Genomic DNA, 25,234 nt, shown 5'->3' with positions numbered 1-25,234 from the left:
TATCGAAGATAACGATTCGATAGCAACAGTGAATAAGAAAAAGTGCTGGTAGCGGCCGTTTGGTACGAAATGCGCGACCAGTCTGTTATCCACCCTGGCTATCACTCGACGCTCATGGTTCGCGGCCGGCTCGGTTCTGGACTGAGTGGAGCGGGGGAGCGAACGGCTCCATAGACCTGCGCCTTGGAGGAGCGGAGGGAGGGAAGAATCGAGACTTAGGGCCGCGAACCCCCGCCCGGAGCGCAGCGGAGGGCAGATTACGCAGTGGCCTCGAAGTGGATCTTGGCGATCGACGACTGAAACTGTCCCCCACTGTTCGCTAGCTGGGTGATCCACACGAGCACGTACCGGGCAGGCTGGTCGGCCTGCACCGGGATCTCCGTGGTGCCGTCGCCGAGCACCGCCGACCCGATCAGCTGGGTCTGATCGAGGGTCGGCGAGGCGGTCGGCGAGGTGCGGATCTCGACCTTCGTTCCGGGCGAGGGCGATTCGATGATGGCCTTGGTCAGCTTGCTGGGGCTGCCCAGGGTGGCCAGAATGCCCACGCCCTTCTTCAGGGCCGGAAACTGCTGGAAATAGGCGTCGGTGCGCCAGGACGAGCCGGGATTGTTGTCCACCACCGACCCGACGCTGCCGACATTGTCCGGAGTGCCCTCCGGCGAGAACACCATGGCCCCGGTCACCGGCACCGGCACCCCACCCGTGGGCGTGGTGGCCGCGGGCGCCTGCGGCGTCCCCGGCGGCGCCGGTACGGGCTGCGAGGTGGTGAGGCCGATATTGCGCTGCTCGTTGAGCGGTGCGTTGGCGGAGCCGGGCGCGAAGACGCTCAGCAGCCACCAGATGATCACGCCGACCACGAGCGCGGCCAGCACACCGAGCCCGACCAGGATCCACATCATGCGCTGCGACCGTTCCTTCTCGGCCGCAAGCAGTTCCGGATCAGCGAGGGTTTCGTCCGGCGCGCTCGGCGGGCGCTGGCCCAGCCGCAGCACGGGGATGAAATCGGTCTTCTGGTCGACCACGGACGCCTGTTCCAGCACGTGCTGGACGGTGGCCGCGGTACGCACGCCCTTGTTGGATTCCAGCGACCGCACCGCGACCGCCGAGATCTCGAACGGCACCTCGGGCCGAATCGTCCTGGGCTCCACCGGAGTTCCGTCCGGTCCGAAATCGGCCAGTGGGAGCCCGCCGACGGTGGCCGCGCTGCCGCTCATACCGCCGACCCGGATGGGCCAGTGCGCGGTGATGAGCGCGTAGAGCATGGCGCCCAGGCCGCGCACATCGGATTGCGCGTCGGAGTCGGACAGGGTGCCCGGGAAGGCCAGCACCGCGTCCCCGGTGGCGCTGATGCGCACCCGGTCCGGATGGTCGATGGAGAGTGATCCGCCGCCGCGGTGCGCCATTTCGGCCGCCGCGGCGAGCGCCCGCACGGCGCGGGCCGCGCCGATGGGTGAGGGCACCGTGTCGGCCATCTCCTTGAGGGAGCGGCCGGGTGTCCATTCCGCCACCACGATGCCGCCGGAGGAGCCGCGGACCACGTCGAGCACGCGGGCCAGGCCCGGTGAGTTGATGCGGCCCAGGCGCAGGGTGCGGGACAGGATGGCCTGCGGCCCATCGTGTCCGGAGTTGTCGGCGGACTTCTGGTCCGCGTCGACGAAGGTGAGCGCGACCTCGCGGTCGAGTTTCACATCCAGGGCCTGCCAGAACCGTAGCCCGCGTGCCCCGCCGTGGCCTGCCAGCAGCCGGTATCTGCCGCCCGCCACCGAGGCGCCGGGGATCAGCTTGGGGCCGCGTTGCATCTTCTTGCTCGGCGATTCCACCCGCATGGGTGGCATCTGTGGCGAGACCGCTTCGTAGACACCGGTTTCGGGACCGGCGTGGTCCTCTTCCGGTAGGTTCTCCGGCGCGTCGTCGCCGGACTCGCTGGTCCGGGCCGTGGATTCGGGGTTGCCGCCAGGCTTTCCGCTCTGCCCACCGGGCGGAGGGGTATCCGTGGAAAGGGCGCCACCCGCGGTTGTTGCAGCCTCTGCGGCCGGCACACCGCCTGCCGCGTCGTCGCTCACCCTCATGCCTCCTTCGCCCTGGTATCTCGAAGACCGATGTGTCGGGGCCGGAACCGAGCCACCGGCATCCGATGTCGTGCGGACTCCGGTGTCCGATGCGCGGGCGCTGTCCGACGGCCCGCGATTGTCCGTGGGCGCGCCTGATCCGGCGGTTGCGCTTCTCTGCGGAACAGGGTACGGGAACTCATCCGAGCGGGTGATGTCAACCGCATCGGGTCGGATGACGGGCAGCACCATGGTCTGCGCGTCGAGGTACGGGTCGAACCGGTAGTAGTACGGTGCGGCGCGCAGATCGGGCCGGGGCAGCACGGTGGTTTCGTGGATGTCGTCGATCGGCGTGCCGTCCAGCCCGAGGTCGGGTGCGGGCGGGGTGATGCCGAGTCGCCGGGAGATGGCGACGGTGATGGCGACGATCTCCGGAACGCCTGCGAGCCGCATCAAGCCGAAGGCCACGCCGAACATGATGATGGCGGTGAGGCCGACCCGGAGCAGTGAGCCGAACCCGCCGAAGGAGTCCGAAAGCCGGTGCAGCCCCAGCACTTTGTCGACGATCAGCATGACGGCGCCACCGGCCAGGGAGGCCAGCACGACGCGGCTGATGGTGCGGCCGACATTGGTCATGCGCAGGTCGCCGAGGCTGCGGTGCAGCAGCCAGCCGCCGATGATGGCGCCGCACAGGAAGCCGAGTCCGCGGGCCACGCCGAGCGCGATGACCACGTGGTCGGCGGAGACGAACGACGGCGCCAGCGCGGAGAGCGTGATCTGGACGCTGGTGATGCCGAGGATGATCCAGGTCGGCGTCCACGCCTTCTCGCGGGCGTAGAAGACCCGGAGGTGAATCAGCACCAGCGAGTACGGGATCAGCGTGAACGCGGACCAGGACACGGCCTCGCCGAGTCGTTCGGCGTGGTGGTGGAAGCGCCCGTAGCCGTAGATGGCCTGGCCGATCTGGGGTCCGGCGAAGGTCAGGAAGGTGACGATCGGGACCAGCGCGATCATGGTGAGCCGGGTGGCCGCGCCGAGATCGTCCACCACGGCGGGCGTGTCGTCGGCGGCGGCATTGCGGCTGAGCCGCGGCATGATCGCGGTCAGCAGGGTCACGCCGAGCACGCCGTACGGCAATTGCAGCAGCAGCCAGGCGTTCTGATAGATGGTCGGGCCGGCGACGTCGGTGTGCGAGGAGACGCGCAGCGTGAAGCTGAAGCCGGCCTGGCTGATCAGGACGTAGAGGATGATGGCCGCGGCCATGCCGCCGAACTGCTTGAGCCGCGCGTCGACTCCCCACAGCGGCCGCAGGTTGATGCCTTCACGCCGGATGGCCGGCAGCAGTGTCAGCACCTGGACGGCGACGCCGAGGGTGACGCCGATGCCGAGCAGCAGCAGCTTGGGTTCGCCCATCCGGACCGGATCGAGGCTGATCTCGCCCGGCAGGATCAGGTAGAGGGCGAGCACCACCAGCACGACCACGTTGTTGAGGACGGGCGCCCAGGCGCCGGGTTTGAACACCTGGTGGGTGTTCAGGATCGCCATGAGCAGCGCCGACATGCCGTACAGCACGACGGCGGGCAGCAGCAGGTAGGTGAGCGCGGTGGTGAGTCCGGTGCTGACCTGGCCGTCCTTGGTCAGGAAGATGTGTTCGGTCAGGACCGGTGCGAGCACCATGGCGAAGACGGTGCCGGTGACGAGCACGGTGAGCGCGGCGGTGAAGAGGCGGCGCACGAAAGCGGCTCCGCCGTCGGCGTCTTCGCGTTCGGCGCGCACCAGGGTGGGCACCACGATGGCGGTGAGCACCGCGCCGAGCAGCAGTTCCGAGATCATGTTCGGGATGGAGCTGGCGACGGTGAAGGCGCTGGCGATGGCCGGGCCGAGCACGGTGAGCAGCAGGGCCTGTTTCGCGAACCCGGTGATGCGGCTGATCAGCGTGGCGATGGCGATGGAGCCGGTGTCGCGGACCAGTTTGGCGTTCGCGCTCTCCGGCTTTTCTTCGCGCGGTGCGGTGGCGACGGCGCCGGGCAGTTTCCGCGGAAGTGATTGCTGTGCCCGCGGATTGGACATCGGTGGGGTGGGGTAGCGCTGGGGGGCCTGTCCGGGTGGACGATTGGCGTCGGGGCCGGAGTGCCCCCAGTGGTAGCGCTCTTCGGACGGAGTGCGGTTTGCCGCACCGCGGTCCGGCCCACCGGGGTTCCGGGTGGGCTGTGGCGGTCGTTGTGCGCCGGGGGGCACGGGCCGGGGTTGCCGGTGCATGACGGGTCCCGATTCGGGGGCCCAGGGTTCACCGGTCCGCGGACCGGACGGTTGTCCTTGCGGCCGTGGCGGAATCCGCTGCGGGCCCGGTGGCACGCTCACGCCGGGCACGGACCTTTGCGTTCCCGATCCGGGTCCCTGTGGCGGCACGCCACGCTGCTGCCCGGACGCGGGCCCGGGCGGTACCGATCGCTGCTGCCCCGAAGCGGGTCCGGGCGGCACCGAACGTTGTTGTCCCGAAGCCGGTCCCGGTGGCACGGAACGTTGTTGTCCCGAAGCCGGTCCCGGTGGCACGGAACGTTGTTGTCCCGAGCCCGGTCCCGGTGGGACGGATCGCTGTTGCCCCGACGCGGGCCCCTGTGGGGGCACCCCGCGCTGTTGCCCGGCCGCCGGTCCTTGTGGCCGGCGTGGCGCTCCGCGTTCCCAGGGTGCCGAGGGCGCGCGGCGCGGCGACGGCCCGTCATTCCCTTCCGGTCGTTCGGTCACCGCGCCTCCTTGCGTCGCAACTCCTGCTTTCGCGCGCGCCGGTACCGGTTGACTCGACGTCGTGTCCCCGGGTCGAACCCCTCGTCAGCCGGGTCGGACTGTCCGCGGAAGCGGTGCCACAGTCGGCGAGCGACCAGCAGAAGCAGGAGTGCACAAGCGCACGCGGTAATTATTGCCAACACACGACCGTAGGCGTTGGATCGCACCGATACCGAGACGGCCTTGCCCAGCGACACGCCGTCGGGTGTGGTAAGAGCGATGGGAATGACCAGGTTCCGGCGGTCGGAGACCTCGGTCGGGATCTGGAATGACCGATTGCCCTTGGCGGGAAGCTGCTGTTCACCGATATCGGTGATGTTCGTCTCGGCGGGCGCGTCGATGTGGAAGCGGACGCGGATGGCGACGGGCAGGTCGTTGCGCGCGACCAGCAGCAAGGGACTCTGTTCCGAGGCGAGGGTGTAGACGCCGCCGGGTGGTAGCACGGTCACCGAGTTGAAGAGGCCGTCCATGGTCGAGGTGGTGAGGTCGAGGCGGCGTTGCGCCGAGGTATCGGCGAGGGAGCCGCCGGCCCACCGGTCGGAGAGCGAGAGCACGCGGACCAGGTCGTCGCGCAGCGGGGTGAGGAAGTCGTGCGGGCTGAGTTCCTGCTGCGGCACGTCGACGAGGGCGCCCATCAGCTGGGTGATGCGCTGCGCCTGCTGCCGGACCGGTTCGGCGAAGTGCGCGGGCACGGCGTCGTCGGCGGCGGTGCTGAGGTAGTCGAGTTCGTAGGGCTGCGGGTCGGCCGGCTGGGCGAGCAGATCGGTGAGGGGCCGCGCGGTCGCCAGGTTGTTGCGCAACAACAGGTCGAGCTGGGTGAGCAGGGCGTTCGCCTCGTCGCGGTTGGCGCCCCACTGTTGCGGCGGCATGAGCAGCTGGGAGCGGGGGTGGCCGGGCAGCGGGTTCAAGGCCGTCCAGGAGACCGCGCCGAGCGCGTCCTGCAGCCGGGCGGCGCGCGAGTCGTTGGTGACGTCGTAGCGCACCCGGTCGGGGGTGAACGGCGGGGTCGGCGGGTGTGACCCGATGGCGGCGAGCGCGGTGGCCGACCAGATGTCGAAGGTGGCGGCCCGCAATTCGGTTGGCGGCGGCTTGTTCTCGCCGCCGGCGGGTGCGGGCAGGGTGATGCCGTCGAGTTGCACGATGTCCGGATTCACCGAATCGTTCGCCGGGGTGGCCGATTTCAGGGCGGTGAGGTTGCTGTGCCCGTCGGGCGCGGTGACGGCGTTGTCGGCGAGCAGGGTGGTGGTGAAGCCGTGCCGGGCGAGCAGGTTGGCGCCGTCGGCGTCGATGGTGCCGGCGTCCGGCAATGCCACGCCGCGTACGGATTTCACCGACAGCCGGGAATCGATGATGTCGGCGGGCGCGGTGAGGGCGCGGTCGGTGAGGGTGGCGTCGTCGGTGGCGGCGAGGGCGCTCGGGTCGGCCTGTGCGAAGGGCAGGGCCACCACGCACAGCCGGGGTGCGATGGCGCGCAGCCGGTCCAGCCAGGCCTTGGCGGCCTTGTCGCCGGTGCCGGCGCGGGTGGGTCCGTCCGGATCGGAGGGGCTGGCGAGGACCTGGTAGCCGTTGGTCATATCGGACACGGTGATGAGTAGGTCCGGGTCGATGGCCAGGCAGAGCGCGGAGGTGAGGTTCTTGTCGTGCCCGCTGTCGGGTTTGAGCGCGCTCTCCAGCGCGGACAGCAGCTGGTCGAGCCGTCCGCCGGTGGCGAGGGAGGAGGCGAGGTCGTCATCGGTGAGCAGGGCGTGGTTGTCGGGTGCGCCGGGTCGTCCGGCGACCAGGCGGGGCCGGTCGGCCAGCGGCCAGATCAGGGTGGTGGCGACGGGTGGCGCGGGTGGTGCGGCCGGGGGCGCCGGGTTGTCGGTCTTGTTCGCGTTGGGGTCGGCGGGGATGCCGAGGACGGGCAGCAGGAAGCGGGCGTCGTCGAGGCGGGCCTGGCCGCCGTAGGCGGGTTGCCCGTTCACATTGAGCAGCAGCGGGTAGATGCCGGGGCTGGTGATGTCGAGCGCGGAAACCCCGTCGGGCAGATCGGTTCCCGAGCGCACGGCGACGGTGAGGCTGAATTGTTTGCGCTGCCCGGGCGTCAATCGGTCTGCGACATCCTGGAATTCGCCGGTGATGTCGTAATTGGATTGTTCGAGCCGCAGGCTGGAGCGCAGTCCGCTGGGGTTGGTGACGGCGGCGGTGCGCTGGACGCGGATGGCGATGTCGTCGACATTGCGGTCGCCGATATTGGTGACGGTGCCGGACACCACGAAGTAGGGGTCGCTGGCGGCGGTGATGGCGGTGGGCGTGACCGAATCGAGGGACAGTTTCAGGAATTTGGGCCCGCTGGTATCGCCGGAGCCGTTCCCGGCGCCGGTGGTGGGTTCGCCGAGGGCGGCGGCCGGTCCGATACCGGCGACCGTGAGCACGGCCAGCAGTACCGCGACGAACGACAGCAGCCGCTGATACAGCGTCCTGTTCGTAGCTGTCGGATGTGCCGCCGCGGTGTCGTGTTCAGGACGCCCAGACCCCGCACGCGTCATTGTCTGCCGTTCTCCATCCGGTCGATCAGCCGGTTCGCGACCTCGGCGAGCCTGCGTTCGTCGGCGTAGGCGAGGCGGGAATCCAGTTCGCTCAAGGGAACCCAGGCCACCTTGGTGACCTCCACGTCGGCGTCGGAGAGTTCGCCGCCGAGGGATCGCATGAGGTAGTGGTGCACGGTTTTGTGTACCCGCCGGCCTTCGGTGACGAACCAGTAGTCGATGCTGCCGAGTTCGGCGACCACGGTGCCGTGAATTCCGGTCTCCTCCTGGACTTCACGGATGGCGGTCTGCTCGGCGGTCTCACCCTCTTCTATGTGTCCCTTGGGTAGCGACCAGAGCAGCCGGCCGCGCCGGTCGGTGCGGCCGATGAGGGCGGCGGCGCGTTTTTCGCTGGGCCCGTCGAGCCCGTCGACCACGAGTCCGCCGGCGGAGGTTTCCCGCACGGTGCGCATGCGTGGTTTGCGCTCCGCCTCCCCGCGCTGGGCACCACCGGCTTTCGCCGCAGTACCGGCCGAACCTCGGCGCCGGGGCTGGCGGCGTCGACTGTTCGCGCGATCGGCCGGGGACACTGCGTCAGTCTAGCGGGGATCGTTCGCTTGCCTGACCGTCGTGGCCCGGCGGTTTGCGCCCCTCCACTAAGCTGCATTTTCGTGGTATCGCCGAAGTCCGAAGAAGCCAGTGTGGATCGTCGTACCCGATTGCTGGCGTCGGCGGCGATAACCCTGGGGCAGCTGTCGGAGGTGATGACTCCGCTGGGTGAGCTGTTCGCGGCGCACGGCCATCAGTTGTATCTGGTGGGCGGCAGTGTGCGCGATGCCGTGCTGGGCCGTCTCGGTACCGATCTGGATTTCACCACCGATGCGCGGCCGGAGGTCGTGCAGGAGTTGCTGCGCGGCTGGGCCGATAATCTGTGGGATACGGGCGGGCTGGCGTTCGGCACGGTGACGGCGTCGAAGGCCGGTCAGCAGCTGGAGATCACGACGTTCCGCAGTGACGCCTACGACCGGGTGTCCCGTAATCCGGAGGTCACCTTCGGTGACACGCTCGAGGGTGATCTGGTGCGCCGGGATTTCACGGTGAACGCGATGGCCGTTCGCATCGGCGCGCTGGGTGAGCTCGAGTTCGTGGATCCGCTGAACGGTGTAGAGGCCCTGCTGGAGGGTGTGCTCGATACGCCGGCCGCGCCCGAGGATTCCTTCCGGGACGATCCGCTGCGCATGCTGCGTGGTGCGCGTTTCGTGTCGCAGCTGGGTTTCCGGCTGGCGCCGCGGGTGCGGGCGGCGATCACGGCGATGGCGCCGGAGCTGGATCGGATCACCGCGGAGCGCATCCACACCGAGCTGGACAAGCTGATCGGCGGCGAGTATCCGACCGACGGCATCGACATCATGGTCGAGACGGGTCTGGCGGAGCGGGTGATGCCGGAGATTCCGGCCATGCAGCTGGAGATCGACGAGCATCATCAGCACAAGGACGTCTATCAGCATTCGCTGACGGTGTTGCGGCAGGCCATCGATCAGGAGCAGGGCGATCCGGATCTGGTGTTGCGCTGGGCGGCGTTGCTGCACGATATCGGCAAGCCGCCGACCAAGCGGAACGAGCCGGGCGGCGGCGTGAGCTTCCATCACCACGAGGTGGTGGGCGCGAAGATGGTGCGAAAGCGCATGCGCGCCTTGAAGTATCCGAAGCAGTTCACCGAGGACGTGGCGAAACTGGTGTACCTGCACCTGCGTTTCCACGGCTACGGCAAGGGCCAGTGGACGGATTCGGCGGTGCGCCGCTATGTGACCGATGCGGGAGAGTTGTTGCCGCGCTTGCACAAACTGGTGCGCGCGGACTGCACGACCCGCAACAAGCGTCGCGCCGCCCTGCTGCGTTCCACCTACGACGACCTCGAGGTCCGTATCGAGCGCCTGGCGGAGCAGGAGGATCTGGCCCGCGTCCGCCCGGATCTGGACGGCAACGCGATCATGGAACTGCTGGACCTGCAACCGGGTCCGGATGTCGGTAAGGCGTGGCGTTTCCTGAAGGAACTGCGCCTGGACCGCGGTCCGATGACGCGTGACGAGGCGGAGGCCGCCTTGCTCGAATGGTGGCCCACGCAGCAGGTTTAGCCGCCGGCCGCTAGAAGATGATCAGTGTGGTGCCGGCGACGATGGCTGCCCGGATCTGCGCGAGGTCGAACGACCCGGTCATGGCGGGTAGGTCGGCGGTGAAGTGGATCTTGTCGCCGACCCGTTCCGCGCGTGCGATGCGCGCCTGATTCGGTAGGTCCGACAAGAGGATCGGGTCGAGTTTCGTCATTCGCCTGGGGGCGGGGACTTTTCGCCAGTGCGCCCGGTGCACCCGGATGGTCAGCACATTGTCGCTGATCTCGGCATCGGCGAGGGCGCGGATGCGGCGCCGGCGATGTCTGGCGAGGACCAGTCCGCCTTCGGCGGGTTCGAGTTCCCAGTCGGTCTGCCAGCCGTTGATCCATTCCAGTAGCGCTGCAACGGATATGGCGCCGGTGAGATCGAGTTGTGCGGCCCGGACCTTGGTGGGTACGCCCGGTATGAGCCGGACGCCGTGCGCGATGACGGTCACTTCGTCGACGGGGTGGCGGTTCCAGCGCAGGCCGGTGAGCACGGTTTTGGTCTGGAAGTGCGCCCCGCGTCTGCGGACCTTGAGTGTCTGTAGCGTGGCGCGCATTTCGTGGCCGAGCAGGGTGGCGCTGACTTCTTTGCCACCGAACTGGCTGAGGATGCCTTCGGACAGCAGGGTCATGAGCACGTCGGGCATGAGGGCGGTGACGGCGCCGACGCCGAAATCGGTGGCAGGTTCCAGCCAGGCGGTGGTGAAGCTTGCCCAGGCCTTCGGATCGAAGTACGTGGCCATGATTGCAACGAGCGTACCGACCGTCGGTGACAGTGCCGGGAACGAGAAAGCGGGCGCCGGGGAACGGGTAGGTGACGTGAAACACGCGAACGGGTTACGTGTCCGCAGATACGGTGGGATTCGATTGATTGTTCCGCATCTGCGGAAGTACTCTGCTCCTCATGCCCGATATTCGGATTCGTGACGCCGCCCAGTTGCTGGGCGTCAGCGACGACACGGTGCGCCGGTGGATAGACAACGGCACCTTGTCCGCGCGTCGTGACGAGTCCGGTCGCCTGGTGGTGGACGGACGGGAGCTGGCGGAACTCGCCGTCGAGCAGGCTCGCACCCCGCAGACCCGGATGGGTAGTGCCAGTTCGGCACGAAATCGATTCCCCGGACTGGTCACCCGTGTGGTGGCCGATACCGTGATGGCACAGGTGGAGATGCAATGCGGACCATTCACAGTCGTATCCCTGATGAGCAGCGAATCGGTGCGCGAGCTGGGTTTGCAACCGGGCAGCGTGGCGATGGCCACGGTGAAGGCCACCACGGTCGTGGTGGAGACCACCGCGGAATCGGGTGGCGCCGGCTAGGCACCCGGTCCGGCGTGGCGGTGGCCGCGGCGGCGGTGCTCGGCGCGGGCCTGCTGTCGGGTTGCGGTTCGTCCTCGAGCAACAGCGGCTCCGGCACCAAGACCGTCACCGTGTTCGCGGCCGCCTCGCTGCAGCAGGTGTTCACGCAGCTGGGCAATCAATTCCAGACCGAGCATCCGGGCACCAAGGTGGTGTTCTCCTTCGCCGGTTCCTCGGATCTGGCGGCGCAGCTGAATCAGGGCGCGCCCGCGGATGTGTTCGCGTCGGCGGATCAGGCGAACATGGACAAGGTCACCAAGACCAATCGGATCAGCGCCAAGCCGCAGAACTTCGCCACGAATGTGCTGACCATCGTGACCCCGCCGGGCAATCCGGATCACATCGCGAACTTCTCGGATCTGGCCAAGCCGAACGTGCACCTGGTGGTGTGCGCTCCGCAGGTGCCGTGTGGTTCGGCGACCAAGAAGGTGGAGGGCGAGACCAAGGTGAAGTTGTCCCCGGTGTCCGAGGAGTCCTCGGTGACCGATGTGCTCACCAAGGTGGAGACGGGTCAGGCGGATGCGGGCCTGGTGTACGTGACCGATGCCTCGTCGGCCGGTAACAAGGTGACCACGGTGGCGTTCCCGGAGTCGAAGACCGCGGTGAACACCTATCCGATTGCCGCCGTGGCGGATTCCAAGAACGCCGATGTCGCGAATCAGTTCGTCGCCATGATCACGGGCGCGGAGGGGCAGAAGGCGTTGAGCCAGGCCGGGTTCGGCGCTCCGTAATGACGGGTGCGGAAGCGACCGAGACCGGCGTCCCGGAGCGGGGCGGGGTCGACGTCGGCTCCGCGCCGGATCCGGCGGCCCGGGTGCCTATGGGCCGTCGCATCCCTCGGTGGCCGCGGCGATGGTCGAATCATCGTGGCGGCACGCGTATTCCGGTGTGGCTGTTGTTGCCGGCGGCGCTGGGTTTCGGTTTCGTGGCGGGCCCGCTGGTGGGTTTGACGGATGCGGTCGATTGGTCGCATTTCCTGGGCTTGGTCACGTCGGATTCGTCGCGGATCGCACTGCTGCTGAGCCTGCGCACCTCGCTTGCCGCGGCGCTGCTGTGCGTCGTGTTCGGCGTGCCGATGGCCTCGGTGCTGGCGCGCATGCACTGGCGCGGCATGCCGATCTTGCGGGCACTGGTGTTGCTGCCCTTGGTATTACCGCCGGTGGTGGGCGGTATCGCGTTGCTGTACCTGTTCGGCCGGCAGGGTCTGCTCGGTAAGCAGCTGGATGCGATGGGGATCCAGATCGCGTTCAGTACGACCGCGGTGGTGCTGGCGCAGACGTTCGTGGCCCTGCCGTTCCTGGTGATCACCCTGGAGGGCGCGATGCGCACCGCGGGCGATCGATACGAGCGGGTGGCCGCCACTCTGGGCGCGCGTCCGACGATCGTGTGGTGGCGGGTGACCCTGCCGCTGCTGCGCCCGGCCTTGATCTCGGGCACGATCCTCGCGTTCGCGCGGGCCCTCGGCGAGTTCGGCGCCACGCTGACATTCGCAGGCAGCCTGCAGGGCAGGACGCGGACCCTGCCGCTGGAGATCTATCTGCAGCGCGAGGTGGATCCGGATGCGGCGGTGGCGCTTTCGCTGCTGTTGGTGCTGGTGGCGGTGTTCGTGGTGCTGGTGGCGTACCGCCGTTCGGGCGTGTCCGGAACGGACCGCCGTTCCCTGGTGCGCGGGTAGCGTGGCCGGAATGCCGAGTGTTTTCGCTGATCGCGCGGAGCGCATCGTCTCCGCCGTGCTGTCCGCCGACCCGCAATTGGCCGCGTTCGTAGGTGATCACGGCGCCGATCACCGGCTGCCGGATTACTCGCCGGAGGCGGTGGCCGCGCAGGTCACCATGCTGCGTGAGGCCTCGCACGCGCTGGCCGAGGTCGACGACGACGAGCTCGATCCGGAGGATCGGGTGGATCACGCCATGCTGCAGCAGCACGTGGACGGGATGCTCTTCGAGTTCACCGAGGCGCGGGAGCACGAGTGGAATCCGCTGGTACACAACCCGGGTCCGCTGCTGTACGGGCTGATGGCGCGCCCGTTCGCGCCCGCCGAGGAACGCCTGGAAGCGGTGCGATCCCGTCTGGAAGCCCTGCCGGATGCGCTGGCGACGGCCCGCAAGGTGCTGGGTGACTGTCCGCGCGTGCATGTGGAGACGGCGATCGGCCAGTTCGGCGGGGTCAAGTCCCTGATTCATGACCTGCTGCCCGAATTGACCGCGCAGGCGCCCGGATTCGAGATCGACGCGGCCGCGCGGACGGCGGTGGCGGCGCTGATCGAATTCAAGGGCTGGCTCGCCGAGCGCGTAGAGCATTCGGAGCGGGATCCGCGACTGGGCCGCCGCCTGTGGGAGGCCAAACTCTGGCACACCCTCGACACCGACCTGAGCGCCGCCGCGGTGCTGGACCGCGCGCACACCCACCTCGATCGCTTGACCACCGAGATCCGCGCCGCCGCAGGCGAACTGCTCGGGGTCGCGAATCCGGATGACGAGACGGTCCGGGCGGCGCTGGCCCGCCTGGCCGCCGATCATCCGAGCAATGCCACGGTGGTCGGCACGGCCACCACCGCACTCGAGGAGGCGACCGCGTTCGTCGCCGCCCACGAGCTGGCGACTCTCGTCGACGATCCGCTGGTGATCCAGGAGATGCCGGAGTTCGCGCGTGGTGTGGCGGTCGCCTACTGCGATCCGGTGGGCCCGCTCGAAACTGCCGAGCTGCCCACGTTTTTCGCCATCGCCCCGACCCCTTCGGACTGGTCGGCCGAGCGGGTCGCCTCGTTCTATCGCGAATACAACGATCACATGATGCGCAATCTGACCGTGCACGAGGCCATGCCCGGCCACTTTCTGCAGTTGGCGCGGGCCCGGCGTTTCCGTGGTTCCACGGCGGCGCGCGCCATGTGCTGGAGCGGCACCTTCATCGAGGGCTGGGCGGTTTACACCGAGCAGCTCATGTCCGAGCACGGTTTCGGTGGCCTGCCGGTTCTCCTGCAGCGCTTGAAGTCCCACCTGCGCATGACCATCAACGCCATCCTGGATCAGGGCGTGCACTGCGCCGGCCTGACCGAGCCGGAGGCCATGGACCTCATGCTGCGCCGCGGCTTCCAAGAGGAGGGCGAAGCCGCCGGCAAATGGCGCCGCGCCCTCCTCAGCTCCACCCAGCTCTCCACCTACTTCGTCGGCTACACGGAGGTTTCCGCCATCGCCGCCGCCCGCCCCGCCACCACTCCCCTCCGCGATTGGCACGACGCCATGCTCGCCCACGGCTCCCCCGCCCCCCGCCACTTGGCCGCCCTACTCGGCGTGGACAGGACCTGAATCGATGCGCGAATCCGCCGGCCCGGAAGCCGATTCCCGTCTGATGGAACGGAATATCCGGCTGCAACCGACGCCGGACAGCGGCCGGGTGACACTCGCCGATGGACGGTGCGGGCCGGCCGAAGTGCTCGAGCCCCGTCGTAGCCGGGGCGGAGTCCGCAATGGCTGAGCCGGATTCGGGCCTCGTGCTGTCGGCGACCCTGGCACAGCGCGACTTCCAGGTCGAGCTGCGGGTACCGCCCGGCGAGGTGCTGGCGATCCTCGGTCCCAACGGCGCGGGCAAGTCGACGCTGCTGGACATGGTCGCCGGCCTGCTGGTCCCGGATTCGGGTCGGCTGACCCTGAACGGCGAGGTGCTCACCGATATCGCCGCGGGCATCGCGGTGCCGCCGCATCGGCGTTCGGTGTCGTTGCTGGCGCAGGATGCGCTGCTGTTCCCGCATATGTCGGTGCGCGCGAATGTGGCGTTCGGCCCGCGTAGCCGGGGTATGCGCGGGCATAGGGCCGATACCGTCGCCCAGGAATGGTTGCGGGCGGTCGACATGTGGGATTTCGCCGGGCGCCCACCGGATTCCCTCTCGGGCGGGCAGGCACAGCGGGTGGCTCTCGCTCGCGCACTGGCCGTCCGGCCGGAAGTGCTGCTGCTCGACGAACCCATGGCCGCCCTGGATGTGACCGCCGCACCCGCGATGCGAACTCTGCTGCGCCGTGTCCTCCGCCCGAATCCGGTATCCGAGTCGGCACTCGCGATCACCGATGACGCGCCGTCGACGCTCTCAGGAGCCGCGGTGGCCGGTAAGGCCGCGGGCGCGCCGGGTCCCGCCGGCAAGGCGGGCGCCGGCGGCGTCGGCCTGGGTGCGCGGGGCGGTGCTGCCTCTCCTCGCACGGTGCGTGCTGCCGGGGGTGCGGGTGCGGCGGGGACTGCCGGTCGCGCGGGCCGGATTGCCGGGGTGCGGGAGTTCGGGCGCCCGGTGGTGACCATTCTGGTGACGCACGACATCATCGACGCGGTGACGCTCGCCGATCGGGTGGCGGTCATCGAGTCCGGCCGGGTGGTCGAGTCCGGGCCGGTGGCAACGGTTCTCGCGCGACCGCGGAGCCGGTTCGCCGCGCGGATCGCGGGTGTGAATCTGATCGTCGGTACCGGGGCCGGCGGCGAGACCGCCGGTCTTGTCGCTGTCATCGACGGCGATACGACAGTGACCGGCCGCTCGGAGGACGACGTTGTGCCGGATTCCCGCGCGGCCGCGGTTTTCTCACCGGCCGCGGTGGCGGTCCATCGCGAGCATCCGGAGGGCAGTCCCCGCAATGTGTTTCGGGTGCGGATCGCGGAGTTGGAGGATCGCGGCGGCATCGTCCGGGTGCGCGCCGAAGACGGTCAGGGGGCGACCGCGGGGTTGGCCGCGGATCTGACGCCCGCCGCGGCGGCCCAGCTGGATCTTGCTCCCGGTATGGATGTGTTCTATGCCGTGAAGGCGACCGAGGTCGAGGTCTATTCATACTGACCTGTGGGCCACTGTCTCATCGATGTGACCTGAGTCATATTCTGGAGCTCGGGAGGAACTATGACCCTGGACCTCAACAGTGATCTCGGCGAGGGCTTCGGCGCCTATCGGATGGGCGATGATGCGGCCATGCTGGACGTCGTGACCAGCGCCAATATCGCGTGCGGGTTCCATGCCGGGGATCCGGCCATCATGCGGCGCACCTGTGCGCTGGCGGTGGAGCGGGGCGTGCGCATCGGCGCGCATATCGGTCACCGTGATCTGGCGGGTTTCGGCCGCCGCGCGATTCCGGTGACCCCGGACGAGGTGCGTGACGAGACGCTGTACCAGATCGGCAGCCTGGACGCCTTCGCCCGCGCCGCCGGTGACCGGGTGCGCTACGTGAAACCGCATGGCGCGCTGTACCACCAGGTCGCCGCGGATCGGGCACTCGCCGAGGCGATCGTCGCCGCCCTGCGCGAATTCGATCCCGCGCTGGCCCTGCTGGGACCGGCGTCCACCGAACTGGAGCAGGCGGCGCATGCGGCCGGAACCCCGTTCGTGGGTGAGGGTTTCGCGGATCGTGCGTACACGCCGGAGGGTCTGCTCACCCCGCGCGGCACCCCCGGCGCGGTGTTGCACGAGGACGAAGCTGTGACGCAGGCGCTGTCGATCGCGAATCATGGAAAGGCCGTCACCGTGGACGGCGGCACGGTCGCCGTGTCCGCGACGAGCATCTGCGTACACGGTGACACTCCGGCGGCGGTGATGATGGCGCGCCGCATACGCGCCGCCCTGGACGATTCCGGAATTCCCGTGCGGGCCTTCACCTGACGGTGCGCCCCGCATGGCTGCGATGGTCGAATCCGGGACGGCTGCAATGGATTAACTCGGAATGTCTGCGATAGGTGAACGATGAGCGATCCGGCCTCCGACCAGTTCCGATCCGCTGCACCGGGTCTCGGTGAGATCCGGCCCGCGGGCGATTGCGCCCTGCTGGTGATGGTGCCGCGGCGCACCGTCCTGACCGAGCTGGTGGCGGCCCTGCGCATCCGGCCGGGTGGCGTCGTCGATGTGCTGCCCGCGGCCGAAACCGTCCTGGTCACACTGTCTTCCCCGGCGGCGGCGGAACCGGTGCGCAAACAGCTGGCCGCACTGCTGGCGGGCCTGGCGGGGGCGCCGGCGACGAGTGACCCGCTGGGCGGCAATGGTTCCGGCGCGGATCCGGTGCGGATCCCGGTGCGCTACGACGGCACGGATCTGCCCGAGGTGGCGGCGTTGCTGGGTCTCACCCGCGCGGAATTGATCGCACAGCACACCGGCGTCGTATGGCGTTGCGCCTTCGCGGGTTTCGCACCGGGCTTCGGCTATCTGGAATCCCCGGACCGCAGGTTGACGGTCCCCCGCCGCGCCCAGTCCCGCACCGCGATCCCGGCCGGTGCGGTGGCCCTGGCGGGTGGTTATTCGGCGGTCTATCCGCGGCGTAGTCCGGGTGGCTGGCAGCTCATCGGCAGCACCGAGCTGACCTTGTGGGATGTGGATCGCGACCCGCCCGCGCTGGTACGCGCGGGTAGCCGCGTCCAGTTCGTGGCTGTCGAGGGTGGCGCGGCATGATCCGGGTGGAGCGGGTGGGCCCGCTGGCCACCATTCAGGATCTGGGCCGTCCCGGCTGGTTCGATTCCGGTGTCGGTGCGGCGGGTGCGGCGGATCGCGGTTCGCTGCGGCTCGCGAATCGCCTGGTCGGAAATCCGGAGGGCGCGGCCGCTATCGAGGCCCTGCTGGGTGGCGTGGAGTTGCTCGCGTTGCGGCATCTCACCGTGGCTGTGACCGGCGCCGTCGCCCCCATCACCGTGGACGGCCGCCCGATGGGGATGGCCAGCGTGCTGGAAATCGAAGAGGAGCAACGGCTTCGGCTGGGTTTCGCCGGGTCGGGCCTGCGCAGTTATATCGCGGTGCGTGGCGGTATCGATGTGCCGCCGGTGCTGGGTTCGCGCAGTCGCGACACGCTGTCGGGTATCGGCCCGGAGCCGCTGCGGGTGGGTGATGTGCTGCCGGTGGGGAGGCCGCCGCGCACGCATCCGACGGTGGATGTGGCCCCGATCGCCGCGCTCACCGCCGGACCGCTGACCGTGCGGGTGGTGCCGGGTCCGCGCGCCGACTGGTTCGCCGATGCCGCAGCGCTTTTCGCGGGCGAGTGGACCGTCTCCCCGGACACCGATCGCATCGGCGCCCGCCTGGACCGGCGTTCGGGTCCGGTGCTGCGGCGTGCGGTGGACACCGAATTGCCCACGGAGGGTATGGCTCTGGGTTCCATTCAGGTGCCGCCGAGCGGTCAGCCGGTGGTGTTCCTGGCCGATCATCCGATCACCGGCGGCTATCCGGTGATCGGGGTGGTGGTGGACGCCGATGTGGATGTGGTGGCGCAGGCCCGCCCGGGTCAGGCCGTGCGGTTCCGGCTCAGTGCGCCGGATCCAGGGTCGCGTGCATGAGGTACACGTTGTAGCTGTTCCAGGCGGACATGGTGAAGTACAGGTCCTTGCCGGTCGACCACGGGTGCATGAAGCCGCCGTAGGCGGCGGGATAGTCGTCGGTGTCGACCAGCGGTACCGGCGCGGACCAGGTGCCTTGGGGTTCGGTGGCGGTGCGCAGCACGATCTGATGCTTGCTGACGTCGAGGTAGGTCATCTGCCACAGCTTGCTGTCCTGGTCGTAGCGCACCGAGATCTCGCCGGCCATGCCGTCGGCGATCGAGGTGGCGAGCAGTTGGCCCGGTCCGGCGGTCGGTTCCCAGTTGCCGTTGACCCAGTACTGGTAGGCGGACTTGTTGAGCACCTGGTCCTTGGGTACGCGCCCGAGGCCGATGAATCCCATGCGCCCGTTGGGTGTTCCGAACATGTAGACGTAGTCGTCGTGCGGCACCATGGTGGAGACCTGGAACCGGTTGGCGCCGAACAGGTTGTCCCATTGGGCCCATTGCGATTTGGTCCAGGTGCGGCCGTTGTCGTCGGACCAGGCGATGCCGCCGAGGTTGGTCCACCACATGCCCGGGATCTTGCTCCACCGGTTGATCGACATGTAGGTCAGGTATTGCCGGTCGCCGATGGCGAAGCCGGAGGTGGGGATGGTGGTGATCTCGAAGTTGGCGATCTTGCGGCTGTCCAGGATCTGGGCCGCGTGGCAGCGGCTGTCCTGGACGAAGCTGTCCAGGGTGAGGCCCTGGGACAGGTCGTGGTTGCTGCTGTAGGCGATGGTGTTGCTGCGCCAGTCCTGGTCGCCGGTGCCCGCGCCGGGCGCTTCCCAGCCCTTTCCGAAGGTGTCGCCGAAGACGACGGCCACCTGATCGGGTTTGGTCTCCCAGATCAGGCCGAGGTCGGTGCCGTCGACGGACCAGCGCATATCGGTGCGGTTGGCGGAGCCGTGCCCGGTGACCTGATCGACCAGATCCAGGGACTGCACCTGCGGTTTCGCCGGTGCGGCCGCGACCGGGGCCGGTGCGGCGGGCTGCACGTCGGGGGTGGGTGCGGGCTGCGGTTCGGGCGGTTCGCCGCCGGGTACCGGGATCGGGATGGGCTCGGTCTGCGGGTCGATCTGGATCTGCGGCAGCCCCAGCGGATTGTTCGTGCTGGGTGGCGGTGGCGTGGTGGTGGGCGGAGTGGTGGTGGGCGGAGTGGTGGTGGGTTGCGGCGGTTCCCCGGTGCCGGTGGCGGCGGGGTCCGGTGTCGTGGCCGGATCATCCTGCGGTGCAGGCACATCCGTTTTAGGTTTGGCGTCGTCGCGAATGTCCGGGCAGGGGTTGGTGCACGGGTCCTCGGGCAGCGGCTGCTGATCGACGCGGGTGTTGTCGGGCAGGGGTCCCGGGATGGGTACCGGCATGATCTGCGGTACCGGTACGGGGATGTGGATGGTCGGATTCGATTGCGGCGGCGGTGGTCCCGGCGGTGCCGGTGGCTGCTGCCGGGCCAGCGGGTCGTATCCCGTTTCGCCGCAACTGTTCACGGGCGGCGGGGCCCAGGGCGCGAGGGGTGCGGCGCCCGCGGTCGCGGCGGGCAGCAGTAGCGCGGCGACGGCGGCAACACTGCCGGAGAGGGTGAGTGCGGCGGGGATTTCGGAACGTCGTGGTCTCGCGACCGAACGGAATCCCATGCCGTATGTTTCTCCTCATCCGGGGCTGGGGGTGGCGCCCCGGGCGATATTAACACCGCGAACACGGAAAAACGGGCCGTGCCGACCGCATTGTCGGCCGACCCCAAGACAATTCGAATGCCGCGACCCGTTGGATGGGTGCCGGGGTCCCGGAAGATCGTTATCGCTCCGGTGTCATCGCTACCGTGTCGTTCCGCTGCGCCGCGAATTGAGTGCGATTGCGGCGATGCCGCAGGCGTAGACGCCGGCCGCGGCCATCACGACGGCCGGGGAGCGCCCGTCGGACGGTATCCACAGCGCCGTGCCCGCCAGCGCCGATACATAGGTGATGTTGAAGATGGTGTCCTGCAAGGCGAACACCTGCCCGCGGTGCGCGTCGTCGATGCCGATCTGCATGGCCGCGTCCCCGGTCAGCTTGATGGTCTGCCCCGCCAGCCCGAGCAGGAAGGCCGCCGCCAGCAGCATCAGCCCGGCCCGATCCTCGTCCGCGCCGTGCGCCACGGTGATCGGCGTGACCAGCGTCAACTGCACCACGATCGCCATGATCAGCCCCGCCTCCACGGTCCGTGGCCGCCCGAGGCGTGGAATCAGCACCGGCGCAACCACCGCCGCCCCCAGCATGCCCGCCCCGGTCGCGGTGATCGCCGCACTGAACTGCGCGATATGCGCCCCGACCGCCGCCTGATCCCCCCGCCGCAGCACCAGCACCATCACCAGCGTGTCGGCCCCGAACACGATCCGATGCGCCCCGATCCCGATCATCGTGGTCGTCACCTCCGGCACCCGCCACACCGCCACCGCCCCTTCTCTCAGCCCAGCGGCGATGGCCCGCACCGCGCTCCGCTGCACGGGTGGGGCAGCCGACGCGGTCTCCTCCGGTGTGCCGCCGGATCCGCTTGCCGGCCAGGCCGGTCCGAGGGCGCGCGAGCGGAACCCGGCGGCGGCCACCGCACCCACGACGGATCCCACGGCACTGCCCGCGACGGCGAGTCCGGAGGCGGTGTTGCCGGCCCCGGCCAGGCCGATGATCGAGAAGGCCACGCCCGCACCGAGGATCGCGCACCCGGACGCCGCAGTGGCCATGATCGAGTTCATGGGGACGAGCCGGCGCTGGGCGAGCACTCGGGGCAGCGAGGCGGAGACGCCGGCATTGACGAACCGGCTGACACCGACCACGGCCAGCGCGAGGGCGAGCAGCGCACGGTCACTCGCCCCGGCCGCCAGGCTCACGGCGGTGATCGCAATCAGCACTCCGCGCAGCACGTTCGCGACCAGCAGCACGAGCCGCCGATCCCAGCGGTCCAGCAGCGCGCCCGCGTAGGGCCCGATGATCGAATACGGCAGCAGCAGCGCCGCGAATCCGCCCGCGATGGCGAGTGGATCGGTCTCGCGTTCGGGATTGAAGAGGATGGCCCCGGACAGCGCCGCCTGGAACATGCCGTCCCCGAATTGCCCGGCCAGCCGGACCGCGGTGAGCCGTAACGTGCCGGGGTTCTCGGCGAGTCCCGTGCGTGCGGCTGCCATTCCGGTGCGTGCCGCCGTCAGCCTGCCGCGCAGCGGGGCCGTCCGGGTCACCGGGCCGGGTGCGTGGTCACCAAGGCGAAAACCGCGGCGCGCATATCGTCGGCCATGGGCAGGTTGTCCAGGCTGTCGGCGTCTATCCATTGATATTGATCGTGCTCGGCCGGATCGAGCAGCACGTCGCCGGGCTCGGCCTCGGCGACGAAGCTGTATTTGCGGACCCGGGATTTGGTGCGGGTGGCGTAGTCGAAGCCGCCGAGTACATCGGTGATATCGAGTACGCGCAGTCCGGTTTCCTCGAAGAGTTCGCGTCCTACGCAGTCGGCAAAGCTTTCCCCGGATTCGACGCCGCCGCCGGGTAACTCCCACATGCCCCGGTATGTTCCTTCGACACGCCGCACGACCAGGAGTTTGCCCGCGCGGAATACCGCCACCCCCACCACGAAGTGCGCGATCCCCTCGGCCTCGGCCTGCTGCCGGAGTTCGCGTTCGATGCTCGCGAGTACTTCGGGTCGCATCCCCCTGCTCTCCCTCCGGTTTCACTTGCGGCACATCATGATACGGTCGCCACCCGGATCACGCCGTCGCGCGGACTTCCCGATGATCATCGCCAGTCATTTGCCCGCACCGCGTGCCGAGGGTGAAGCGCCTGGTCGGCGGCGGGTAGGGCAACGGTGCTCTCACGCTAGACTATTTACCTGGAGTTCAGCTCAGGGCATGGATTATGCCCCTACCCTGGAATCCGATCGGTGCTCGCCGGTGAGAGGAGTACGGCGGTGTCCACCCTCACGACACCACACATCGATGTCCATCGTGGCGGCGACCGCATGAAAACCCGTGTGGCGTGGCTGGATTCGAAGCATTCGTTCTCGTTCGGGGAGCATTACGATCCCGACAACACGCATCACGGCCTGCTGCTGGTGAACAATGAGGACATCGTCCTGCCCGGTGAGGGATTCGAAACGCATCCGCATCGGGATATGGAGATCGTCACCTGGGTGCTGAGCGGCAGCCTGGTGCACCAGGATTCGCTGGGGCACAACGGCGTCATCTATCCGGGTCTGGCGCAGCGGATGAGCGCTGGTACCGGCATTCTGCATTCGGAGAAGAACGATTCGTGGCGGCTCAGTACCGCCCCGGAGCATGACGAGCCGGTGCATTTCGTGCAGATGTGGGTGGTGCCGGACGAGCCCGGCCTGACGCCCGGCTATCAGCAGCTGGAGGTCGACGACGAGCTGGCCGGCGGCGGTCTGGTGACGGTGGCCTCGGGCCTGCCGCGCTATCGGGATCGCAGCGCGATCGCCATTGCCAGTAGTCATTCGGCATTGCACGTGGCCCGCATGGCGGGTCCGGCCGCGCCGGTCGAGGTGCGGCTGCCGGAGGCCCCTTACCTGCATGTCTTCGTGGCGCGCGGTGAGGTGGAGATGGAGGGCGTCGGCACCCTGTACGAGGGTGACGCGGTCCGTATGGTGCGCAGTGGCGGCCAGCGGGTGACGGCGAACCTGCCGTCCGAAATTCTGGTGTGGGAGATGCATGCCCGCCTCGGTGGGCAATAGCATCGACGCCATGAGCCAGTACCCGCCGCCGGGTCAGTACGGCAACTATCCGCCGCCTCCGCCCGGTAACTATCCCCCGCCGGGCGGGCAGCCGTACTGGCAGGAGTCGCCGAAGCGCAAGGGCCTGGCGATCACCGCGCTGGTGCTCGGCATTCTCGCGGTGATCGGTTCGGTCACGGTGGTCGGCGGCATTCTGTTCGGTCTGTTCGCGACGGTCTTCGGTCTCATCGCAATGGTGAAGGCGCGCAACGGCACCGCGGGTGGTCTCGGTATGGGAGTGTCGGGCCTGATCCTGGGCATTATCGGCATCATCATCTCGATTCTGCTTGCGGTCTTCGCCTACAGCTGGTTCGTCGACAATGGCGGTAAGGATCTGGTCGACTGCCTGAACAAGGCCGGGAACGATCAGGCCAAGGTCGACCAATGCCAGAACGACTTCAAGACCACCATCAGCGATAAGTACGGCATCACCGTCACGCCCGAGCCGACCCCCTGAGAGAGCGCCCTGAGCGGTTTCTCGATCAACCGGCGGCCGGGCGGCATTCGCGGGTAGCCCGGACCACTTCGGCGAGTTCGGGCCGGAAGTCGCCCTGCGGCGGGCAGATCCAGGCGCGGTAGCCGGTGTGCTCATCACTGGGTGAGGGCAGCACGATGCGGCTACCGGGTAGCGCCACCGCGGCGCAGTCCCGGAAAAGGTCGGAGAACAGGGCCATGTCGAGGTAGGAGTCGTCCATGGGCCCGGTGAGGAAGGTCCACCGCCCGGACCGGGGATGGGCGATGACGGGCCCGCACCGATGCTGTGCATGCAGCCGGTTGCGGACGCGTGCGCCGAGTTCAGCGGGCATGGTGACCGCGCCGACCGCCCCGACTTCCAGCATGATCCGCCCGAGTGCCGAGTCGACGACGCCGTACAGGCCGTGCTCCTTGCGGTAGCGCCGGCAGCGGGCCAGTGCTTCCTGGGTGGCGGTGTATGAGGACGGGTCCAGCGCGCTCATGGCGAACCTCCTGCTACCGACCCTATTATCCCGCAATCTGTATGACAATAGTCACACGCCAGTGAGTTGTGCGGAGTAGGATCGCCTGTCATGGCACCCGTCTCGCCCACGGTCGCCCGGTGGGAGCTGGTTCTGCGGCTGCGTGAACTCCGCGAGCAGCGCGGCTTCGATTCGGCCACCTTCGCCAAGCGCACCGGCTTCACGCCGGCCAACTGGTCGCATGTGGAGAAGGCCCGGCGCGTGCTGACCGCGACCACCATCGGCCCGGTGCTGGAACTGCTCGAGGTGGACGGCGAGGAGCGCGAGGAACTGCTCGCCCTGCTGACCGAGAGCAAGGAGCGCGGCTGGTGGGCCAAGTCCTCGGCCCTGCTGGGCGCGGAACTGCAGCGCTATTACGGCATGGAGTTCGGGGCGGAGAGCATCCGCAGTTACGACAGTCTGGTGGTGCCGGGCCTGCTGCAGACCGAAGAGTATGCGCGGGCGCTCATCAGCGCCGACGTCATGATCCGCCCGGTCCAGGTGGAACAACTGGTGGCGGTGCGGTTGCGGCGGCAGGAGCGATTGCGCGGTGACGACCGGGTCGAATTGACCGCGGTGGTCGGCGAGGCCACGCTGTTGCAACAGATCGGCGGCCCGAAAGTATTGCGCGGCCAACTCGAACACCTGGTGGATCTGCTCACCGAACTGGATTCCGTTTCGGTTCGGGTGATTCCGTTCACCGCGACGAGCGGTGCGATGCTCGGTGGCTCGAGTTTCCATCTGCTGGATTTCGCTTCCGAAAATCTGCCCACCTTCACCTGGGTGGAGAGCGCGGTTTTCGGTGGCGCCGTGGAAGATACGGATCAGGTTCGCGATCTGGGGTTCGCATTTGTGCGTGCGCTGGACCAATCACTCAGCCGCGCAGATTCTTTGGAGCTCATCGAACGCTATTCGAAAGGGTGGGATACGGAGGTCGGACGGTAAAATGCAGCGCATGCTTACCACCGCGAAGTACCAGCCGGAATCCACCGGCTGGTTCACGTCGACCCGTACCAATAACGGAAATCAGTGCGTGGAGGTTCGATTCGACGGTGCGTCGGTGCTCATCCGCGACAGCAAGTACCGGCGCAACCCGGAAAATCGCCTCGAATCCGAGCCCGTCATCACTGTCACCGCGAGCGAATGGATGTCGTTCCTGGGTACCCTCCCGGACCGCCGTTCCGCCCGCACCGCCCTCACGGCACACACCCGCCTCGACGGCCACACCGAACTCCGCCACGCCGAGATCACCCTGGTCTACACCCCTGGCGAATGGGCTGCCTTCACCGCCGGCGCCCGCGACGGTGAATTCGATCGAGTTCCGGTCGCCGCCTGACCGGCATCGTCCGAAATCGGCATAC

Annotated in this window: 21 protein-coding genes; 13 read left to right on the top strand and 8 right to left on the bottom strand. The window is 68.5% G+C overall.

The genetic code is table 11. The features are described 5' to 3' along the window. Positions 1-257: 257 nt before the first annotated feature. The 3 genes from murJ to ACIP5Y_RS32360 form a co-directional block, all read right to left on the bottom strand. Positions 258-4,118, bottom strand: a complete 3,861-nt coding sequence (gene murJ / locus ACIP5Y_RS32370) for a murein biosynthesis integral membrane protein MurJ (protein ID WP_400355945.1) — start codon at positions 4,116-4,118, stop codon at positions 258-260. A gap of 671 nt (positions 4,119-4,789) precedes the next feature. Then, a complete protein-coding gene (locus tag ACIP5Y_RS32365; RefSeq protein WP_400355943.1) occupies positions 4,790-7,360 on the bottom strand; it encodes a hypothetical protein in 2,571 nt (856 codons plus the stop codon). Continuing rightward, a complete protein-coding gene (locus ACIP5Y_RS32360; protein ID WP_397007913.1) occupies positions 7,357-7,929 on the bottom strand; it encodes an NUDIX hydrolase in 573 nt (190 codons plus the stop codon). The genes ACIP5Y_RS32365 and ACIP5Y_RS32360 overlap by 4 nt, the downstream gene beginning before the upstream one ends. A gap of 111 nt (positions 7,930-8,040) precedes the next feature. Between ACIP5Y_RS32360 and ACIP5Y_RS32355 the strand changes: the two genes are divergently transcribed. Beyond that, a complete protein-coding gene (locus tag ACIP5Y_RS32355; protein ID WP_400355941.1) occupies positions 8,041-9,474 on the top strand; it encodes a CCA tRNA nucleotidyltransferase in 1,434 nt (477 codons plus the stop codon). Positions 9,475-9,484: 10 nt separating this feature from the next. On the opposite strand, the gene ACIP5Y_RS32350 is transcribed toward ACIP5Y_RS32355, so the two are convergent. Next, a complete protein-coding gene (locus ACIP5Y_RS32350) occupies positions 9,485-10,237 on the bottom strand; it encodes a hypothetical protein (protein WP_400355939.1) in 753 nt (250 codons plus the stop codon). Positions 10,238-10,398: 161 nt separating this feature from the next. On the opposite strand from ACIP5Y_RS32350, the gene ACIP5Y_RS32345 reads away from it, so the two are divergent. The 8 genes from ACIP5Y_RS32345 to ACIP5Y_RS32310 all read left to right on the top strand — a co-directional run bounded on the left by ACIP5Y_RS32345 (position 10,399) and on the right by ACIP5Y_RS32310 (position 18,129). Continuing rightward, positions 10,399-10,812 carry a molybdopterin-binding protein gene (locus tag ACIP5Y_RS32345; RefSeq protein ID WP_400355937.1) on the top strand — a complete coding sequence of 138 codons (414 nt, stop codon included), beginning with the start codon at positions 10,399-10,401 and terminating at the stop codon, positions 10,810-10,812. 14 nt (positions 10,813-10,826) lie between these two features. Then, entirely contained in the window at positions 10,827-11,582 is a 756-nt protein-coding gene (modA, locus tag ACIP5Y_RS32340) for a molybdate ABC transporter substrate-binding protein (RefSeq protein ID WP_400355935.1), read from the top strand. Positions 11,583-11,671: 89 nt separating this feature from the next. After that, entirely contained in the window at positions 11,672-12,526 is an 855-nt protein-coding gene (locus tag ACIP5Y_RS32335) for an ABC transporter permease (protein ID WP_400356915.1), read from the top strand. Positions 12,527-12,536: 10 nt separating this feature from the next. Then, positions 12,537-14,156 (top strand): DUF885 domain-containing protein, encoded by a 1,620-nt coding sequence (locus ACIP5Y_RS32330; protein WP_400355933.1) that lies wholly within the window; start codon positions 12,537-12,539, stop codon positions 14,154-14,156. Positions 14,157-14,317: 161 nt separating this feature from the next. Beyond that, positions 14,318-15,661: a sulfate/molybdate ABC transporter ATP-binding protein gene (locus tag ACIP5Y_RS32325; RefSeq protein WP_400355931.1), complete on the top strand. Its 1,344-nt coding sequence runs from the start codon at positions 14,318-14,320 to the stop codon at positions 15,659-15,661. A 60-nt stretch (positions 15,662-15,721) separates the two neighbouring features. Further along, entirely contained in the window at positions 15,722-16,474 is a 753-nt protein-coding gene (locus tag ACIP5Y_RS32320; RefSeq protein WP_400355929.1) for a LamB/YcsF family protein, read from the top strand. An 81-nt stretch (positions 16,475-16,555) separates the two neighbouring features. Then, complete coding sequence (locus ACIP5Y_RS32315; RefSeq protein ID WP_400355927.1) at positions 16,556-17,254, top strand: allophanate hydrolase subunit 1; 699 nt, start codon at positions 16,556-16,558, stop codon at positions 17,252-17,254. Beyond that, positions 17,251-18,129 (top strand): biotin-dependent carboxyltransferase family protein, encoded by an 879-nt coding sequence (locus tag ACIP5Y_RS32310; RefSeq protein ID WP_400355925.1) that lies wholly within the window; start codon positions 17,251-17,253, stop codon positions 18,127-18,129. The genes ACIP5Y_RS32315 and ACIP5Y_RS32310 overlap by 4 nt, the downstream gene beginning before the upstream one ends. Here ACIP5Y_RS32310 and ACIP5Y_RS32305 read toward each other — a convergent pair. The 3 genes from ACIP5Y_RS32305 to ACIP5Y_RS32295 form a co-directional block, all read right to left on the bottom strand. Beyond that, entirely contained in the window at positions 18,098-19,783 is a 1,686-nt protein-coding gene (locus ACIP5Y_RS32305; RefSeq protein WP_400355923.1) for a DUF4185 domain-containing protein, read from the bottom strand. The genes ACIP5Y_RS32310 and ACIP5Y_RS32305 overlap by 32 nt on opposite strands. 180 nt (positions 19,784-19,963) lie before the next feature. After that, positions 19,964-21,307 carry an MFS transporter gene (locus ACIP5Y_RS32300; protein WP_400356914.1) on the bottom strand — a complete coding sequence of 448 codons (1,344 nt, stop codon included), beginning with the start codon at positions 21,305-21,307 and terminating at the stop codon, positions 19,964-19,966. A gap of 47 nt (positions 21,308-21,354) precedes the next feature. After that, positions 21,355-21,822 (bottom strand): NUDIX hydrolase, encoded by a 468-nt coding sequence (locus ACIP5Y_RS32295; protein WP_400355921.1) that lies wholly within the window; start codon positions 21,820-21,822, stop codon positions 21,355-21,357. Positions 21,823-22,080: 258 nt separating this feature from the next. Between ACIP5Y_RS32295 and ACIP5Y_RS32290 the strand changes: the two genes are divergently transcribed. Further along, the gene (locus tag ACIP5Y_RS32290; protein ID WP_400355919.1) at positions 22,081-22,860 is read left to right on the top strand and encodes a pirin family protein; all 780 of its coding nucleotides are present in this window, start codon (positions 22,081-22,083) and stop codon (positions 22,858-22,860) included. Positions 22,861-22,870: 10 nt separating this feature from the next. After that, positions 22,871-23,356 (top strand): DUF4190 domain-containing protein, encoded by a 486-nt coding sequence (locus ACIP5Y_RS32285; RefSeq protein WP_400355917.1) that lies wholly within the window; start codon positions 22,871-22,873, stop codon positions 23,354-23,356. Between the two features lie 25 nt (positions 23,357-23,381). Here the strand turns inward: ACIP5Y_RS32285 and ACIP5Y_RS32280 are convergent, their stop codons facing one another. Then, positions 23,382-23,855: a hypothetical protein gene (locus tag ACIP5Y_RS32280; RefSeq protein WP_400355915.1), complete on the bottom strand. Its 474-nt coding sequence runs from the start codon at positions 23,853-23,855 to the stop codon at positions 23,382-23,384. A 90-nt stretch (positions 23,856-23,945) separates the two neighbouring features. Between ACIP5Y_RS32280 and ACIP5Y_RS32275 the strand changes: the two genes are divergently transcribed. After that, positions 23,946-24,818, top strand: coding sequence for a Scr1 family TA system antitoxin-like transcriptional regulator (locus tag ACIP5Y_RS32275; protein WP_400355913.1), 873 nt, complete (start codon positions 23,946-23,948; stop codon positions 24,816-24,818). Positions 24,819-24,828: 10 nt separating this feature from the next. After that, the gene (locus ACIP5Y_RS32270; protein WP_400355911.1) at positions 24,829-25,209 is read left to right on the top strand and encodes a DUF397 domain-containing protein; all 381 of its coding nucleotides are present in this window, start codon (positions 24,829-24,831) and stop codon (positions 25,207-25,209) included. The last annotated feature ends 25 nt before the right edge of the window (positions 25,210-25,234 follow it).

The organism is Nocardia sp. NPDC088792 (assembly GCF_044750615.1).
Classification (GTDB): Bacteria; Actinomycetota; Actinomycetes; order Mycobacteriales; family Mycobacteriaceae; genus Nocardia.
Note: the sequence above shows the minus strand (reverse complement) of the source record. Positions and strands in the feature narration are given on the sequence as shown.